This is a genomic window from Marinobacter alkalisoli (genome assembly GCF_045449855.1).
In the GTDB taxonomy this organism is placed as follows: Bacteria; Pseudomonadota; Gammaproteobacteria; order Pseudomonadales; family Oleiphilaceae; genus Marinobacter.
Genome location: NZ_JBJJLC010000031.1, coordinates 105,474 through 123,016, shown reverse-complemented (window position 1 = coordinate 123,016; position 17,543 = coordinate 105,474). Strand labels below are relative to the sequence as shown.

Here is a 17,543-nt window from a genome sequence, read left to right as displayed (position 1 = left end):
ACAAGACAGCGAACTCTATTGTGCTAAAAACCAGAATCATAACTGCGCTTATCCTTGCCCCGATTGCCATTGGCGGCATCTTCTTTCTGCCACCGCTCGGCTTTGCCCTGTTTACCGGTGCCATTATCACCATCGGTGCCTGGGAATGGGCCAACATGTCGGGCATGACCTCCCAGCTGGCTCGCGTGGTCTACGCAGCGGTGACTGCCGCCGTTATGTACGGGTTGCTCAATGTGTCCGCTGTTGCCGTGCTCTGGCTGGCTGTTATCTGGTGGTTCATCTGTTTCCTGATGGTTCGCAGTTACCCGGCCGGATCCGAGCGCTGGGGCGGGTTGCCTGTTCGCGCCGTGATGGGGCTGCTGGTGCTGGTTCCGGCCTGGGTGGGGTTGAACCATCTGCGGACAGGATCGTTTCAGTTCGGTGATGTTGCCAACAACTTGCTGGTCATATTGTTTGTTTTCTGCGTTGTCTGGGTTGCCGATATTGGCGCCTATTTCGCGGGCCGGGCGTTCGGCAAGGCCAAGTTGGCCCCACGAGTGAGCCCCGGAAAATCCTGGGCGGGTGTCTGGGGCGGCCTGGTGGCGGTTGCGGTATTCGCGGTGATCGTGAGTCAGCTGGCTTCCGCGCCCATGGACCAGACGCTGATGCTGGTGATTGCCAGTCTGGTGACGGGGCTGGTCTCAGTGTTGGGAGATCTCCTGGAAAGTATGCTCAAGCGTTTTCGCGGCATAAAGGACAGCAGTCAACTGCTTCCTGGCCATGGTGGTATCATGGACCGGATTGACAGCCTTACGGCCGCCATTCCCGTTTTTGCCCTGATCATTACTCAGGTTGGCTGGCTGACGGCTGGCCACTGGTGAGTGAAATTATGCGCCATGTAACCATCCTTGGAGCCACCGGGTCGATTGGTCGGAGCACGCTGGATGTGATTCGTCGCCACCCGGACCGCTTCCGGATTCACGCCCTCACGGCCAGCACCCGGGTTGAGGACATGGTGATACTGTGTCGCGAGTTCCGGCCCGCCTATGCCGTCATGGCCGACAACGCCGCCGCCAGCCGGCTGGCGGATGCCATTTCGGAACTGCCGACAATCGTCCTTGGCGGAGAGGCGGGACTGTGCCAGGTTGCCTGTTCGGATGAAGTGGATACGGTCATGGCGGCTATTGTCGGCGCTGCCGGCCTTCCGCCAACGCTTTCCGCCGTGCGGGCTGGAAAGCGCGTTCTGCTGGCCAACAAGGAAGCCCTGGTCATGTCCGGTCGGCTGTTTATGGACGCGGTGGCCGAGTCCGGTGCTGAGTTGCTGCCAATCGACAGTGAGCACAACGCGATTTTCCAGTGCATGCCAGCGGACCGGGTGCGTGATCCCGATGGCGCCGGTATCACGCGTATTCTGCTCACGGCGTCCGGCGGGCCCTTTCGGCAGCATTCCGAAGACGAGCTGAAGAGCGTGTCTCCGTCACAGGCCTGCGCCCACCCCAACTGGTCCATGGGGCGGAAAATCTCCGTTGACTCCGCTACCCTGATGAACAAGGGGCTGGAGCTGATCGAAGCGTGCTGGCTGTTCAATACCGATCCGACGCGGATTGAAGTGCATGTCCACCCGGAAAGTATCATCCATTCGATGGTTGAATATGCCGATGGATCGGTTCTGGCCCAGCTGGGCAGCCCCGATATGCGCACACCGATTGCCAACGGCCTGGCCTGGCCAGAACGCATTGATGCCGGCGTAGCGCCGCTGGACCTGTTTGCCATAGGCCGGTTCCATTTCGAGCGTCCGGATATGATCCGGTTTCCCTGTCTGCGCCTGGCTGCGGAGGCCTTTCAGTCCGGCGGGACTGCACCGGCAGTGCTGAATGCCGCTAATGAAGAGGCGGTGGCGGCTTTTTTGGCGGGCGACCTTTGCTTCACTGATATCCCCGTTATTATAGAGCGCACCCTGACGGCGACCGAGGTGGTGTCCGCCGACAGTTTCGATACCATTTTTGCAAAAGATGCGGAAGCCCGCGGGTTCGCCCGGGAACAGATACGATTGCTGACGGTCTGAGTTATCGCTACCGGACCGGTCCGTCGGGATAATCGCCAACTATCGAGAGCACTATGCACATAGTTCAAACCGTTCTTGCACTGGCTTTAACGCTGGGCATACTGGTGACCCTTCATGAGTTTGGCCATTTCTGGGTGGCCAGACGCTGTGGGGTCAAGGTGCTTCGCTTCTCCGTCGGTTTCGGGAAGCCCATGTTTTCCTGGTACGACCGCCATGGCACTGAATTCGCGATAGCCGCGATTCCGTTGGGTGGCTACGTCAAAATGCTCGATGAGCGGGAAGGGCCCGTTCCCGAGGAGCTGCGTGACCAGGCGTTCACCTCCAAGCCGCCGTCACAGCGTATTGCGATCGCAGCCGCCGGACCGATAGCGAATTTTCTCTTCGCCATAGCCGCGTACTGGTTGTTGAGCGTGGTCGGCTTTACCGCCGTGGCTCCCATCGTAGGCGACGTGAAGCCGGATAGCGTTGCGGAACGCATGGGTCTGGTTGAGGGAATGGAAATCCACGAGGTGGATGGTCACAGGGTAACGTCCTGGCGAGATATTAACATGCGGCTGCTGGAGCGAGCCGGGGAGCACAGCAGCGTTGCTCTGGTGGTCAGTCGTAATGGCAGTCGTGGCGAACTATCCACATCCCTCGATGGCTGGCGCTTGCAGGACAGCAGGCCCGATCCCCTGGGGGCGTTCGGCATCGAGCCCTGGCGACCGGCCATTCCCGCTGTACTGGATGAAATAGTCAGTGGCGGTGCCGCCGAAGCTGCTGGTTTGCAACCCGGAGATCGCGTGGTTGCCGTGGAAGGGCAGCCCGTTGAGGGCTGGTTTGAGCTGGTGGACATCATCCGCGCCTCACCGGCCTCAACCCTGGCGGTAACCGTTGAGCGTCAGGGTGAACACCTGGACTTGCAGGTAACGCCGGAATCGAAAACCACGGAAAGCGGCGAGAAAATTGGCTTTGTGGGCGCCGGTGTGGCCCAGGTAAGCTGGCCGGACGAAGTGCTGCGGGACGTACGGTTCGGGCCTGTTGCGGCCGTGCCCAATGCGGTCAGTGAAACCTGGGCGGATACCCGGTTGACGCTGGTTGCCATCAAGAAGATGGTTACCGGGCTGTTGTCGCCCACCAACCTCAGTGGCCCTATTACGATTGCCCGGGTCGCGGAAGCCAGTGTCAGTTCCGGCTTCGAGGACTTTATCCGCTTCCTGGCTTACCTGAGCGTAAGCCTGGGGGTGCTCAACCTGTTGCCGATACCGGTTCTGGATGGTGGCCATATCATTTATTACACCATCGAGGCGATTCGCCGTAAGCCGCTTTCCGAGCAGGCTCAGGCGCTTGGATTACGAATTGGTATGGCATTGATTCTCACATTAATGGTGTTTGCTCTTTACAACGACCTGATGCGGTTGTGAGAATTGCGAGCTCCTTACGCGCATTAACAGGCGAAATGACTGAATGAGACGTTCTCTTCTAGGTGTAGCCATAGGTCTGGCAATTGCCGGTACCGGCATGAGTTCAGCGCATGCTGACGAATTTACGGTTTCCGATATTGAGGTAGAGGGATTACAACGGGTATCCGCAGGTACCGTTTTTTCCGCCTTTCCGGTCGACATCGGGGAGCCGGTGGACGAAGCCGAGCTTGCCGGGGCGATCAAAGATCTGTTCCGGACGGGTCTGTTCACGGATATTGAGGCAAGCCGGGACGGTGGCGTTTTGATCCTGACGGTCCTGGAGCGGCCTTCCATTACCTCCATTGAAATCGACGGCAACAAGAATATTGAAACGGATATGCTTCTGGATGCATTGTCCGGAGCCGGTCTTGAAGAGGGGCAGGTCTTCCGTCGTGCCACGCTGGAACGCCTTGAGCTTGAGATTCTTCGTTCTTACATCAGTCAGGGCCGTTACAACGCCCGGGTGAAGGCAACCGCCGAAGAGTTACCCCGCAACCGGGTCGCCATCAAGCTCGATATCAACGAAGGCGATGTGGCGGCCATTCAGCACATGAATATCATTGGCAACGAAAACTTCAATGATGAGGAGTTGCTGGATCTGTTTGAACTCAGGACCAGCAGCTGGTGGAATTCCATCACCAATGCCGACAAGTATGCGCGGGAGCGGCTTAGCGGTGACTTGGAGACCCTGAGATCGTTCTACCTGGACCGTGGTTATCTGGACTTCAACGTGGAGTCCAGTCAGGTATCAATCTCACCTGACAAGAAACAGGTCTTCATTGCGATTGCGCTTAACGAGGGGCCTCAGTACACGGTGTCTGACGTCCAGCTTCGGGGCGAGCTGATCGTCGATGAGGAAGAGTTGCGCGAACTCATCACGATCGAGGAAGGGGATGTGTTCTCCCGCTCGACGATGACGGCTGTGTCCGAGCGTCTGTCGCGGCGCCTGGGTCGCGAGGGCTATGCCTTTGCCAACGTTAATGCGGTGCCGGAACCGGGCGAAGACAATACCGCCTCGGTCACATTCTACGTTGAACCCGGAAAGCGCGCCTATGTCCGCCGGGTCAACTTCGAGGGCAACGTGTCTACCCGGGACGAAGTCCTGCGCCAGGAAATGACCCAGATGGAAGGCGGCGTGGCTTCCACGGATCGAATCGAATACTCCAAGACCAAACTGGAGCGGTTGGGTTTCTTCCAGACCGTGGATGTCGAAACTACTCCGGTGCCCGGAACGGATGACATGGTGGATGTGAACTACTCCGTTGCTGAGCAGCCCACGGGTAGCCTCTCTGCATCGGTTGGTTTCTCCCAGGCGTCGGGCGTGATTCTGGGCGCGAATGTCTCAGAGAACAATTTCTTCGGCAGTGGCAAGCGGGTTTCGTTTGGCGTCAACGTCAGTGATTCCATCAAGAGTGCCAATTTCTCCTATTCCGATCCCTACTACACGGTCGATGGCGTTAGCCGTGGCTTCAGTGTATTTGCCCGGGAAACGGATTTCGAAGAACAGGATATTTCCTCCTACCTGCTGGATGAGTACGGTGGCCGGCTTACCTTCGGGTATCCGACCGACAGCATTACCCGCCTGAACTTCGGGGTTGGGTACACTCTGTCCAAGGTCAAAAGCGGTACCTTTACTTCCCAGGAAGTGCGGGATTTCATTGCCGAGGAAGGGAATAATTTCAACAACTACTTCCTGTTTGGTTCCTGGCGCCGCAGCACCCTGAACCGTGGCGTGCTGCCCAGCGATGGTTACAGTCATTCCCTGTCCGGTGATGTGGCCGTTCCCGGGAGTGATCTGACCTTCTATAAGCTCACCCACAAAACCGACTTCTACCAGCCCCTGAACGAAAACCAGACCTGGGTCGTGCGGGCGCGCACGGAAGTGGGGTATGGTGATGGATACAGTGGCCGTGACGTCATGCCGTTTTATGAGCATTTCTATGCCGGCGGCTATGGCTCGGTCCGTGGATTCGAAGCGAATTCCCTCGGGCCGAGGGCGACAAACAGCCCCAATGATCTGTCAGACCCGGACCCGTTCGGTGGTAGCGTCTTGACGGAGGGCAGTCTGGAGCTGATCTTCCCGACTCCGTTTGCTGGAGATAGCCGCTCCATGCGCACGGCGTTCTTTGTGGATGCCGGTCAGGTGTTTGATCCGGATCGGGATTTTGAACCTGCTGCGAACGAATTACGGGTGTCAGCGGGTGTCGGATTCCAGTGGATCACCGCCGTTGGTCCGTTGGCTTTCAGTCTGGCCAAGCCACTGAACGATAAGAGCGGTGACGAAACACAGATCTTCCAGTTCTCACTGGGGCAGACCTTCTGATCAGTGGACGATGTAGAAAAAGAAAGATATAGAGGAGAAATACCATGTTTCGATTTGCAGCAATGGCCGCCCTGCTGGCGCTGGCCGTGTCTTTCCCGGCAGCGGCCGAGACCCGTATAGGTGTTGTGGATCTTCGTCAGGCCCTGTTTTCTTCAAACGAGGCAAAAACATTCAGTGAAAGTCTCCAGAGAGATTTCGCTGATGATGAGGCCGAAGTGCGCCAGGCCCAGGAGGCGGCGAGAAACCTGAAGGACCGTCTGGAAAAGGATGGCGCAATGATGAACGAATCCGAGCGTAGCCAACTGACCACCGAATTCCAGGAGAAAGTGAAGGAATTCAACTTCCTCAAGCAGCGCCTGGATTCCACCGTGGCCAGTCGTAAACAGTCCTTCCTGGAAAATGCCCGCCCGAGTGTCGATAGCGCCGTTCAGGAGCTTCTTGAGGAACACGACCTGGACCTGATTCTCCCCAGCGAGGCCGTGGTCTACGTGAAGCCGGAAATGAACCTGACGGACGAGCTGCTGGACAAGCTGAACCGCTGATCAGGCCGGCGCCGGCCTGGTGTGCCATTCGGCGCCAGGCCGTCTTACCTTGTGGAGTAAGTGATGACAGAACGTTGTTACCGGCTGGGGGACATTGCTGCCGAACTGGGGGCGGAGCTCAAGGGGGATCCGGATGCGCAGATTCATGGTGTTGCCACGCTGCAGGCGGCTACGCCAGGGCAGATCTCCTTCCTGGCCAATCCTTCCTACGGTCGATACCTGAAAGAAACCCAAGCCTCGGCCGTCATCCTGTCGCCGGCGGCGGCTGGCGATTCTCCGACCAATGTCCTGTTACTGGACAATCCCTATCTCGGGTACGCTCGCCTCAGTCACTGGTTTGATCCAGCGCCCCGCCAGCAGCCCGGCATTCATCCGTCTGCGGTGGTGGATCCGTCTGCAAGGATTTCCGACACTGCGGCCGTTGGTCCCCAGGTCGTGATCGAAGCGGAAGCGGAGATCGGGGATCATGTGATTATCGGAGCCGGCTCCATTGTTGGCGCCCGATGCCGTATCGGAAGTCAGACCGTATTACGCCCCCGGGTAACCCTGGCTCACGACATCATCGTGGGGCAGCGTTGCCATATCCTTAGTGGGGCGGTGGTCGGGTCCGACGGCTTTGGTTTTGCCAATGAAAAGGGCGCCTGGCACCGAATCGCCCAGATCGGCAAGGTTGTTCTGGGTGACGATGTGGAGGTGGGCGCCAACACCACGATTGATCGCGGTGCTCTGGACGACACGGTGATTGGCAACGGCGTCAAGCTGGATAACCTGATACAGATCGCCCACAACGTACGCATCGGCGATCACAGCGCCATGGCGGCCATGGTCGGGATTGCAGGCAGTACCCGCATCGGCAGCCATTGTGTGTTTGGCGGCGCGTCCGGGGTCGCCGGGCACCTTGAGATTGCCGACCAGGTGCATCTCACAGGGATGACTCTGGTTACCGGTGATATCCGGGAGCCGGGCGTGTATTCTTCCGGCACCAGTGCCGACAAGAATCGCCAGTGGCGCAAAAACGCAGTTCGCTTTCGACAGCTGGACGCCATGGCGCGAAGGCTTAAAGAACTGGAAAAGAAATCAGAAGGCTGAGGCCGTTAAAGATGATGTATATTGAAGAAATTCAGGAATATTTGCCCCACAGATACCCGTTTTTGCTGGTTGATCGGGTTACCGAAATCGAGAAGGGTAAATCCATCAAGGGATATAAGAACATTTCTTTCAACGAACCATTCTTTACGGGCCATTTTCCGCACAAGCCGATCATGCCCGGAGTGCTGATTATAGAAGCTATGGCGCAGCTTTCGGGGGTTCTTGGTTTTGTGACGGTTGAACGGAAACCGTCGGATGGCGTGGTACAATATCTGGCTGGGTCCAGTAAGGTGCGTTTCAAGCGCCCCGTAGTGCCAGGAGACCGACTCTGTATGGAATCGACCTTCATCTCTGGCAAGCGCGGAATCTGGAAATTTGAGTGCCGGGCACTGGTCGATGGTGAAGTCGTCTGCGTGGCCGACATATTGACCGCTGAGAGAGAAGTTTGATGGCGACAAATGACTGGTCGGGTGTCCATCCTCAAGCGATTGTAGACCCATCAGCCAGACTGGCGGATAACGTAACCGTTGGTCCGTGGAGCTACATCGGCCCCGATGTGGAAATAGGAGAGGGCACAGAAATTCTCTCCCATGTGGTGGTCAAAGGGCCTACGGTTATTGGCCGGAACAACCGCATTTTCCAGTTCTCCAGTATCGGAGAAGAGTGTCAGGACAAGAAATACGCCGGCGAGCCGACCACCCTGGTGATCGGTGATGACAACGTAATCCGGGAAAACTGCACTATTCACCGCGGCACGGTTCAGGATCGCGGCGAAACCCGCATTGGCAGCGGCAACCTGCTGATGGCATACGTCCACGTGGCCCACGATTGCACGGTTGGTGACAACACCATACTCGCCAACTGCGCGACCCTGGCAGGGCACGTCACCGTTGGCGACTGGGCTATTCTCGGTGGTGGCACCATGGTCCACCAGTTCTGTCACATCGGTCCGCATAGCATGGCGGCCGGGGGCAGCATCGTACTCAAGGATATCCCGGCCTATGTCATGGCCAGTGGCCAGTCTGCGGCTCCCCACGGTATGAACGTGGAAGGCCTGCGACGCCGTGGTTTCAGCAAGGATGTACTGATGACCCTGCGCAGGGCTTATAAGGTTATTTACCGGCAGGGCTTGACGACAGAGCAGGCTGTGGAAGAGCTGGAGAAGTCCTACCCGGATATGGACGAGATGCGTCCACTCATTGATTCCCTTCGTGGTGCTCACCGCGGCATTATCCGATAGTCGGGCCCGGACAGGTGATGGACCATCCCCCTTCCAGGGTCATTAGCGACCGACCAATCACATTTGGCATCGTTGCTGGCGAAGCATCGGGGGACATACTGGGTGCCGGGCTGATCCGTGCCCTGCGTACCCGGTACCCCCGGGCCCGTTTTGTCGGTATCGGCGGGGAAGAGATGGAGGCCGCCGGTTTCCACTCCCTGGTGCCGATGGAGCGATTGTCGGTGATGGGGCTGGTTGAGGTTCTGGGCCGCATTCGCGAGCTGTTCAGTATCCGCGCACGCCTGATGGACTATTTCCTGACCACGCCACCGGATGTGGTCATCGGTATCGATTCCCCGGATTTTACCCTCGGTGTCGAGCGCCGCTGCCGCGATGCTGGTATTCCCACGGTTCACTACGTCAGCCCCTCGGTCTGGGCGTGGCGGCAGAAGCGCATCTTCAAGATTGCGAAATCCGTGAATCTGATGCTGACCCTGTTTCCCTTCGAGGCCCGATTCTACGAAGAGCACGATGTGCCGGTTGCTTTTGTGGGGCACCCGCTCGCCAATCGTATTCCGATGGAGCCGGACACCGCGGGTGCCCGCCGCTCTCTCGGGCTGGACGAGAACAAGCCGGTGCTGGCGATATTGCCGGGCAGCCGTGGCGGGGAAGTGGAGCGCCTCGGCAGCCTGTTTCTGGCCGCAGCCCGCTGGATACAGGCATCCCGTCCGGATCTCCAACTGGTCATTCCCTGCATCAACCGCGACCGCGAACGGCAGGTTCAGGGCTTGGTGGAATCCCTCGAGGTTGCTTTGCCGGTGACCATTGTCCGGGGGCGGTCCAGGGAAGTAATGGCGGCGTCCGATGTGGTGCTGCTGGCGTCGGGCACCGCGACCCTCGAAGCCATGTTGCTGAAAAAGCCGATGGTGGTCGGCTACCGGCTAAGCAATTTCAGTTACAAGCTGCTATCCCACCTGGTCAAGGTGCCTCATGTCGCACTTCCCAATCTGTTGGCCCGTGAGCCGCTGGTGCCGGAGTTGCTTCAGGATGATGCTACCCCTGAGGCTCTGGGAGCTGCAGTGCTGGAGCGCCTCGAGAACGAGGATGAACGAACCCGCCTGACCGAGGCATTCACCGAGCTGCATCTGCAACTCCGCCAGAATGCGGATGAAAAAGCGGCGGACGCCATCTCCGAACTGCTGGAGCGATCATCTTGAGTAAACCCCCATTACCCCCGTTCCAGTGTCATTACTCCGGCTCGCGTCTTGCGGGTGTCGACGAAGTCGGACGGGGACCATTGATTGGGGCGGTTGTAACTGCAGCGGTGATCCTGGACCCGGAACGCCCGATAGCGGGGCTGGCGGACTCCAAAAAGCTCACAGAGAAGCGCAGAGAAGCTCTGTACGAAGAAATTATCGAGAAGTCGGCCGCCTGGAGTCTCGGGCGTGCCGAAGCGGATGAGATCGATCGCCTGAACATCTACCAGGCCACTATGGTGGCGATGGAAAGGGCGGTCGCTGGCCTGGCTGTTGAGCCGGAGTACGTGCTCGTTGATGGAAACCGCTGCCCCAAATGGCGCTGGCCTTCTGAGCCGGTGGTTAAAGGGGATAGCCGTGTCGAGGCGATCAGCGCGGCATCCATCATCGCAAAGGTGGTACGCGACCGCGAGATGGCCGAACTGGACAAGCAGTTCCCCGGTTATGAGTTGGCCCGTCATAAAGGCTATCCCACACCGGTTCATCTGGAGGCGCTTAATCGCCTCGGTGCGACGGTTCATCACCGGCGGTCGTTCCGGCCAGTGCAGGAAGCCATTGATCAGGTGGGCATGTATGAGCAGGCCACCCCGGAAACGCTGGTATATCCGGGCGATCTGTTTGAAAATATCGATTGACAGGTACGGGGCTAATCCTTAAGATACGCGCACGTTGATTCGGGGGTTCCCCGATAAACAACCAGTTTGATGCGGGGTGGAGCAGTCTGGTAGCTCGTCGGGCTCATAACCCGAAGGTCGTAGGTTCGAATCCTGCCCCCGCTACCAATATAAAAGAAGGCCAGCTTTTGCTGGCCTTCTTTTTTTGTATTTGGCTGATTTGCGACGTAAATTGACGGCTTGCTGCTACATTTCCCTGTACACGCTTGCCAGGTTGATTACCTATGTCCAACACCGCCGTTCGCTACCTCACCATGCTCCGAATGGTGCCACGCTTCCCCAAGTCCATCACCACCACTGAACTGGCAGAACGGCTCGAAGACCACGGCTTCTCAGTCACTATGCGGTCTATCCAGAGAGATCTGGAAAAGCTAAGTACAGACTTCCCGCTGCTGGTGGACGAGAACAAAAGGCCTTTCCAATGGTCATTCGACCGAGAGGCCGCCATGGACATCATTCCAGCCCTGGATTTACCGGCTGCGCTGACATTTGAGCTGGCCAGAGCCTACCTCAGCCCCATGCTTCCCCCGCGGGCGCTGTCCCATCTGAAACCGCATTTTGATGAAGCTCACCGAACCCTGCTGCGGGAGAAGAACCCCTTGGGGCAGTGGCCAAGCCGGGTGAGGGTCATCAACCGGGGCCTGGGTGGACAGCGCCCGGGTATTGATGCGGACGTCCTGGAGACGGTCACGGAAGCCCTGCTACGTGAATACCAATGCAAACTCACCTACCAGGCCCGCAACTGGCCACAACCGGAAGACATTGTGGTTCACCCTTTCGGCCTAATATTCCGGGACCCTAACGTGTACCTGATTGGTACCATCGAGGGCAGGGAAGGTATTCGCCAGTTGGTCCTGCACCGCGCAACAACCGGGGAGTTGGTTGAAGAGCTGGTGGAACGGCCGGACGACTTCGATCTGGACCTCTACATTCGTTCCGGTGCCATGGGCATACTGAGATCAGATGAACCGGTATTCCTGCGGCTGCGGTGTGACAAGCCTGTACTGAACCACCTGATCGAATCGCCGTTGGGCTTTGATCAGCTCACGCACGACATTGATGACAATACCTTTGAAATCTCAGTAACCGTCGGCGATACCCAGGATCTGCGCTGGTGGCTGACGGCACAGGCGATGCATTGCGATATTCTGGAACCGGAATGGCTAAGACAGGATATAGAAGAAACACTCACTCAGGGCCTGAAACGAACCAAGGTTCAATAATCCGAAGAGTCCTGACTTCTTCCTTTTTGTTCGATTCATACCGCATGCTCTCTGTGTGTTTACCTGGAGGAAGCATAAACCAGTTCTGCGACGTCATATGTCGCACCGTTTGGTGATAATAAGAATGAACCGAAAGGAGAGTTCAGAATGTCATCAAGGCCAGGCGCAGAAAAAATCTCTCAAGCTCTGTTTGAAACCGACCCAATGAATACCTGCTGCCAGGAAAACGATTGCTTCGATGAGTACGATTACATCGCCAAGGCAGTCGCAGACAGCCTTGCGGAAGGCCATAGCCTGAAAGAAGCCCTGGTTAAAGAAATCTCGGAATGGTTTTTTGACGGGGAAAGCTTCAACGCAGATCGGCTAAAACCCGCTCTTGAGCGATTGGGTAAGGAGGGGAAATGATCGATAACTTCAAAACCGACCTGGTACTTCGTGTCGCTCTTATACCCCGGGATGAAATCCTGAAAGCCATGGATTACCACAAACCCATCTCCGCCAATTTAGAGCGCATTCAGTCCGTGCTGGATGACCCGGATTTCGGCCTGGCCGATGGCGGGTTCGACTTTAAATACGGTAGCGAAGGCTTCCTGAGAGCACTGTGCGTGGTGACAGGTATGGATAGGGCTTTGGCTGATCAGCGCATCCGCCGCATACAGGAGCGCCTCGAAGAAGAGCGAAATGCTTTCAAACCTTATCTATGGGCAGACACGGGCTTCAAGCGCCGGAGCCAGCCAATATTCGCATTGGCTGCCTGTGAACATCAGCGCTATCTGGACTTTCCCAAAGGCTTCTGGCGGCTCTCCATGGACCGCCAGCTAGGCAGGGCCCAGTGTCGTGTCCGGGAACATGTCTATGAAACAGGCGGGGATCTTGGAATTTGGGGGCGAATCAAGCAGTATTGGTTTTATTACAAAAAAGACGCAGCCTATCTATTGGCCATCAATGGTGAAGTCATTGGCAAGCGAGAGGGACCTGTGCCTGATCAGGTGGCAGGGAGCAGGGAGTTGGACGCTATAACTTCGGCGACTCGCGCAGCCCAGTAGTAACAGCCTAAGGAAGAGGTAACGATGTACGACCTGATTGGCGATATCCACGGCCACGCTACCGAACTCAAATCCCTGCTCACCAAAATGGACTACGAAGAAATAGAGGGTGTGTGGCAGCACCCTGAGCGCAAAGTGATCTTTTTGGGGGATTTTGTTGACCGAGGCCCGGAGCAGGTAGAGACCGTCACCATTGCTCGAAACATGGTGGAAAACGGCCAGGCCCTCGCCGTAATGGGGAACCACGAATTTAACGCCGTAGCCTGGGCCACGGAAGACCAGCAGAATCCCGGCCAGTATCTCCGTCCCCACATTGAGAAGAACCTGAAGCAGCATAAAGCCTTTCTTGAGCAAGTCGGTGAGGGCAGCGAACTACACCAAAGCATGATCGAGTGGTTCAAAACTCTACCATTGTATTTGGATCTGCCGCAGTTTCGTGTAGTGCATGCCTGCTGGCACCCAGAACATCTCTCGGCAATAACCAGATACACCGATTCAGAAAACCGATTGCTGCCAGATGCCTGGGAGAAAGCAAGCCGAAAAGGTTCAGAGGTCTACGAGGCCATTGAAACGCTGCTCAAAGGACTGGAGATTCCGCTGCCTGGCGACCATCACTTTTTCGATAAAGATAAAAACAAGCGCACCAACATACGTGCCGAATGGTGGCGACAGGGTGAGCTGACGTACCGTGATCTTGCCATGGTGCCGAAAGAATACATCGACCAGATCCCTCATGAACCCATTGCCTCTCATGTTTTGCCAGGATACGACGGTGAAAAGCCGGTATTTGTCGGGCATTACTGGATGACAGGAGAGCCTGCACCGCTCAACGACCATATTGCGTGCCTTGACTACAGTGTGGCAGGAAAACATGGTGGAAAACTTTGCGCATACCGGTTCGATGGTGAGCGTCGGCTGCTTAGTAATAGATTTGTATGGGTAGCGCGGCCAAAAATTTAGCCTTAACAGCCTGAGTACCTGATGCATTTACATGAAATAACAGCACCGAGTTTGCTGGTGCCAACTCAAGCAGTTATAAGGGTAATCAGGCTTGGAGAAACCGCTGCCCGGGATTATCGAAATAAGGACAAGAAATGGACTTCTTATCGGTCCCATATGTATTAACCGTCATTGAACCCCAAAGGGTGGACGGCCTTCAGAAGAATCCTGCGCAAAGTAGTATCAATCGCATAATTACTCGATGGAGGTCGGCATGCTCAATGACGTAAAAAGGTCTGAGGCAGAAGTCGAGCACTTCTTTTCGGTGCGCGGATTAGACGTCGTTTTCCTTGTCGTATCTGGGACGAGCATTGGCAAGTCGACCATGGACGCAAATAGTAATTTGGTTGATTACATGCGCCGGAGCGAGCTGCACGATTACGCTTTGCAAGCCAAGGGTTCGGACGGAATAGCCATCTTCAGAACTTGGTTCGTCGAAAAAGATGACTTAATAGAAACGGAATCGGTTTTGTACCGCTCTGACACAGCGTCGGGTGACCCAAAAATCTTTGTGAAGAATCTTACTAAGCATGCCTCATCAGGCAACTTTTTAGCGCTCTTAGTACGCGAAAACGAAATCTTCATAGTGAACACTAGCAGGGATGGCCTTGTGAGGTCGGCTGCTGATCCTTCTAGTCCGTTTAGTTATGTTCTTGATTTAGTTGCTGCAGCCAAGATGAAACCGCTAGAAGATAGGTTTAGTGAGTGGAACCTTCGCTTATTGAGAAGTTTCTTTTCTGAAGCTTCTGGGGGCGAAGAGGTGTTTCTTCGAGTGGATAGGGATTTGCTCGATCAGATGGGCCAAGACATTGGTGGAGACGCCGGGTTTTTGGAAGCAGTTCGCAAAGGACCAAGTTGGACTAGAGCTACTAAAAGTTTCACGCGCAATATCATTGAATTAAAAAAAGATAGGACGAATCCAAAACCAAGTTACAAGGACCCAGGGAACTTTGATGCAATATACCGTGGGCTGTCTGCGCCAACATATCTCCCATATCTCGCAGCGTTGGTGAGAAACGATGCGGAAAACGCGAGCGCTTATTACGCCCGGTTATCGGAGGATTTGAAGCTCCAGTATCAATTCAGTTCGCAGGAAATGGGCCAAGTCGAGACTGTTTGGGCTGATTTAGAGAAGTGGACCGCTGAAAATCATGGACGCTTCGGCTATTTCAAAATGAGGAGACTTGGTGGTTATCGCTTGGTCGGTGTTCCTAGGTCACAAAGTATTCTCAAACCAAGCGACGTCGAGGACTTAGCGCGGGTATTCGTGCAAGCAGAGGTAAGGCCCGGCCAGGACTTGCCAGAAGAAACTTTGACGCGAATCTTGAGAGAAGCACGGTCGACGGGGTCAACGTTTACAGCAGGATTCCAGAAAGCCCTTAATATTGATGACTTTGAACAACCAATCCGAGAAGCGATCCGGACCGCTTACTCTGATTGGGATGGCACGTTGCCGGCCAATCGGGGCGTTGGTAAAAGCGCGGATTCTTCCCCTAGCTTTCCAAGTGAAGCAGATCTCAGTGTGGGGATTTCTCTTTCGGTAGTTCAGGATTCCCCTCTTCAATTATCTCCTGGCTGGCGAATCTCAGCGCTTCAAGACACTGGTGAGTTCCAACTATCACACGGCAATCTCAGCTGGAGTGGGCAATTTTCTGGAATAGAGGGTGCAACCAGCGCTCCGTGCCCGGATCAGGAGACAGAGGTTTGGGATATTGCCAAACGAGCCGCTGATTCAGCTTTTCAATTCCAAGTCTTTTGTTTTGATGGCGAAGACTCTGAGCCCACAGAGCTGCAGCTCACGCTTGTAAGGCACCCACTTTGGGTGCTTGTACCAGTGCTAGACCATGTAACGGAAAACATTGAGCTCAGAGAAGGTGAGCTTCCGGCGAGCGGATCAGCTTTTCTGCTAGCCCCACCTCAAAGCGTTCATGCACTTCAAGGATATATAGAGCGTGAACAACCTCATTTTGAAAAGATAGCAGCGTCAGGAATCCCGGAAAGCTGGCTCCTCATTCGTTTGGTAGAGTGCGAATCACTATCTCAAGAGCAACGAATTCTCCCCGACGGCGAAAGGGGCTCCCGCCCGAGACCGAGAGCAATACGCTTTGTTGGAGGGAGGTCCATTCGACGTGGCTACAGCCGAATGTATTTACCATACGATCTACCCTCGCTGGAGCTAGACGCGCCTGTAGGAGCATTCATTGAGTGCTCTGAGGGTATTGAAGTGGATGAGGTTTCAACAGCCAATTTGAACGGAATTGATCATGTCGACTGGAAGCCGACGCGGCGGTTCAATTTGACGCTTCAAAGTTCAAAAAGCGCCTTTTACGAATTCAAGGCATTTGCTGTCGACGGATCAGAGCTGGGACAAGCAAAATTAAGGATCGCCGATCTTGGTGGTGAGATTGTAGACACAGGTAAGCCGTTCAGTCTTGATAAAATAGGCAGGCCGATGCACTCGAGCGAGGGTTTGTCAGGTGTAATTTTGGGAGCTTCCAACGAAGAGCCTAGACAATTGCCCAGCGTATCAAGTGATTTTGAGCTTACAGATGATGAGTTGGGTGGCAGAGCCTTTTTCGAGACATCACAGGTCGGTGTCCATGAGAAATTTCTTGATGCTCTTGCTCAATCCGGAAGCATGGATTTTGGCGTCGCACGAGACCTTTTGCAGAGACTCCTCGTTTCAGGGGGAGAGTCGGACAAGCCGGTTTTTATAATACTTGAACTCAGAAGACGAGGTTTCTTGGGAGTTTCAACGACTCATAAGGGTCACATTGCCCGAATACATGCAATAAAGCCGGCTCTTTATTCACTTCCTCTGGTTTGTAGTGGCAAACATATTTGGGCCGTTGCAGGCACACTACGCATCGATCACTGGAAATATATTGCGAGTGAGTCCGAAGCTTGGAATGTCTATAGGCCCCTTTCGAGTGATTGCGTATTCGGGCCTTGGCGCCTGATTATAAAAGATAAATCACTTGCGATAGAGATTTGCAGCCAGATTGGCTTCCAGTTCACGGAAAAACCTTGTTTTTCGGTTGCTGACTGGTCTGCCACTCTTGGAGCGTTTAGGGATGAGACGTTTCAAAATACCATGGAGTCGATTGGGAACGCGCGAAATAGCGCGATGCGATTAAATGCATCCACGGGACGTTTCACCGCGACACCGTCAGGAGTTGTTTGTGAGTTGTGGAAAGTGCGAGACCTCGATATTGGTGTAGGCAATTTGTACGTTCTTGCAGAACAGGGCAAATATGCTTTTGTGAGTGATTCGCGTTGGGGCGTTTGGTTGGCTCTAGATGCATTTGCGAAGTACATGAGTAGCTTTCCTAGAATGGATGGTGTCCATCCTCTACCCATAACATATGAATCTGCCAAAAGAACAATCTGGCTCCCGGCCCGCATTAATTTGCCGACAGTCCTTGAGCGCGCTCTCATTTTGTGTAGCGGCGACTCACCGGACGTTGTGACACTCCAAAATAGTTCGCTCGAAGATGCTGGCAGCCGGCTCCACTTGACTCGAACGATTGATGGCTCGTCTGAGTTCTCAGCTAACCTTTTCTATACGGACATGGCAAATGGAAGATGGCTCGCTTATCGATATGTTCCAGAATTAATAGCCAGAACAATTGCCACAAAGCTCGGGGCGGTTCTCGACGTTATTTGAAAAACACTGATACTACAGA

15 protein-coding genes and 1 tRNA gene are annotated in these 17,543 nt (G+C 55.3%); all 16 read left to right on the top strand.

Features of this window, described 5'->3' with window-relative positions; genetic code table 11:
- Positions 1–20 precede the first annotated feature (20 nt).
- Positions 21–860: a phosphatidate cytidylyltransferase gene (locus ACJO5Y_RS13405; RefSeq protein WP_406988016.1), complete on the top strand. Its 840-nt coding sequence runs from the start codon at positions 21–23 to the stop codon at positions 858–860.
- Positions 861–868: 8 nt separating this feature from the next.
- Entirely contained in the window at positions 869–2,044 is a 1,176-nt protein-coding gene (ispC, locus tag ACJO5Y_RS13400) for a 1-deoxy-D-xylulose-5-phosphate reductoisomerase (protein ID WP_406987855.1), read from the top strand.
- Positions 2,045–2,097: 53 nt separating this feature from the next.
- Positions 2,098–3,447 carry an RIP metalloprotease RseP gene (gene rseP / locus ACJO5Y_RS13395; RefSeq protein ID WP_406987853.1) on the top strand — a complete coding sequence of 450 codons (1,350 nt, stop codon included), beginning with the start codon at positions 2,098–2,100 and terminating at the stop codon, positions 3,445–3,447.
- Positions 3,448–3,490: 43 nt separating this feature from the next.
- Entirely contained in the window at positions 3,491–5,809 is a 2,319-nt protein-coding gene (gene bamA / locus ACJO5Y_RS13390) for an outer membrane protein assembly factor BamA (RefSeq protein WP_406987852.1), read from the top strand.
- A 44-nt stretch (positions 5,810–5,853) separates the two neighbouring features.
- Positions 5,854–6,351, top strand: coding sequence for an OmpH/Skp family outer membrane protein (locus ACJO5Y_RS13385; RefSeq protein ID WP_406987851.1), 498 nt, complete (start codon positions 5,854–5,856; stop codon positions 6,349–6,351).
- A 63-nt stretch (positions 6,352–6,414) separates the two neighbouring features.
- Entirely contained in the window at positions 6,415–7,440 is a 1,026-nt protein-coding gene (lpxD, locus tag ACJO5Y_RS13380; RefSeq protein ID WP_406987849.1) for a UDP-3-O-(3-hydroxymyristoyl)glucosamine N-acyltransferase, read from the top strand.
- Between the two features lie 11 nt (positions 7,441–7,451).
- Positions 7,452–7,889, top strand: coding sequence for a 3-hydroxyacyl-ACP dehydratase FabZ (gene fabZ, locus ACJO5Y_RS13375; RefSeq protein WP_406987848.1), 438 nt, complete (start codon positions 7,452–7,454; stop codon positions 7,887–7,889).
- The gene (lpxA, locus tag ACJO5Y_RS13370; protein ID WP_406987847.1) at positions 7,889–8,680 is read left to right on the top strand and encodes an acyl-ACP--UDP-N-acetylglucosamine O-acyltransferase; all 792 of its coding nucleotides are present in this window, start codon (positions 7,889–7,891) and stop codon (positions 8,678–8,680) included. The genes fabZ and lpxA overlap by 1 nt, the downstream gene beginning before the upstream one ends.
- 17 nt (positions 8,681–8,697) lie before the next feature.
- Positions 8,698–9,876 (top strand): lipid-A-disaccharide synthase, encoded by a 1,179-nt coding sequence (gene lpxB / locus ACJO5Y_RS13365; RefSeq protein WP_406987845.1) that lies wholly within the window; start codon positions 8,698–8,700, stop codon positions 9,874–9,876.
- Positions 9,873–10,550 (top strand): ribonuclease HII, encoded by a 678-nt coding sequence (gene rnhB, locus ACJO5Y_RS13360; RefSeq protein WP_406987843.1) that lies wholly within the window; start codon positions 9,873–9,875, stop codon positions 10,548–10,550. The genes lpxB and rnhB overlap by 4 nt, the downstream gene beginning before the upstream one ends.
- A gap of 70 nt (positions 10,551–10,620) precedes the next feature.
- Positions 10,621–10,697 (top strand) — tRNA-Met (locus ACJO5Y_RS13355).
- 116 nt (positions 10,698–10,813) lie between these two features.
- Complete coding sequence (locus ACJO5Y_RS13350; protein ID WP_406987842.1) at positions 10,814–11,812, top strand: helix-turn-helix transcriptional regulator; 999 nt, start codon at positions 10,814–10,816, stop codon at positions 11,810–11,812.
- A 147-nt stretch (positions 11,813–11,959) separates the two neighbouring features.
- Positions 11,960–12,217 (top strand): hypothetical protein, encoded by a 258-nt coding sequence (locus ACJO5Y_RS13345; RefSeq protein WP_406987840.1) that lies wholly within the window; start codon positions 11,960–11,962, stop codon positions 12,215–12,217.
- Entirely contained in the window at positions 12,214–12,858 is a 645-nt protein-coding gene (locus tag ACJO5Y_RS13340; RefSeq protein ID WP_406987838.1) for a hypothetical protein, read from the top strand. Before ACJO5Y_RS13345 ends, ACJO5Y_RS13340 begins: the two co-directional genes overlap by 4 nt.
- 24 nt (positions 12,859–12,882) lie before the next feature.
- Positions 12,883–13,818 (top strand): metallophosphoesterase, encoded by a 936-nt coding sequence (locus ACJO5Y_RS13335; protein ID WP_406987837.1) that lies wholly within the window; start codon positions 12,883–12,885, stop codon positions 13,816–13,818.
- A 253-nt stretch (positions 13,819–14,071) separates the two neighbouring features.
- The gene (locus ACJO5Y_RS13330) at positions 14,072–17,524 is read left to right on the top strand and encodes a hypothetical protein (RefSeq protein ID WP_406987835.1); all 3,453 of its coding nucleotides are present in this window, start codon (positions 14,072–14,074) and stop codon (positions 17,522–17,524) included.
- Positions 17,525–17,543: the final 19 nt, after the last annotated feature.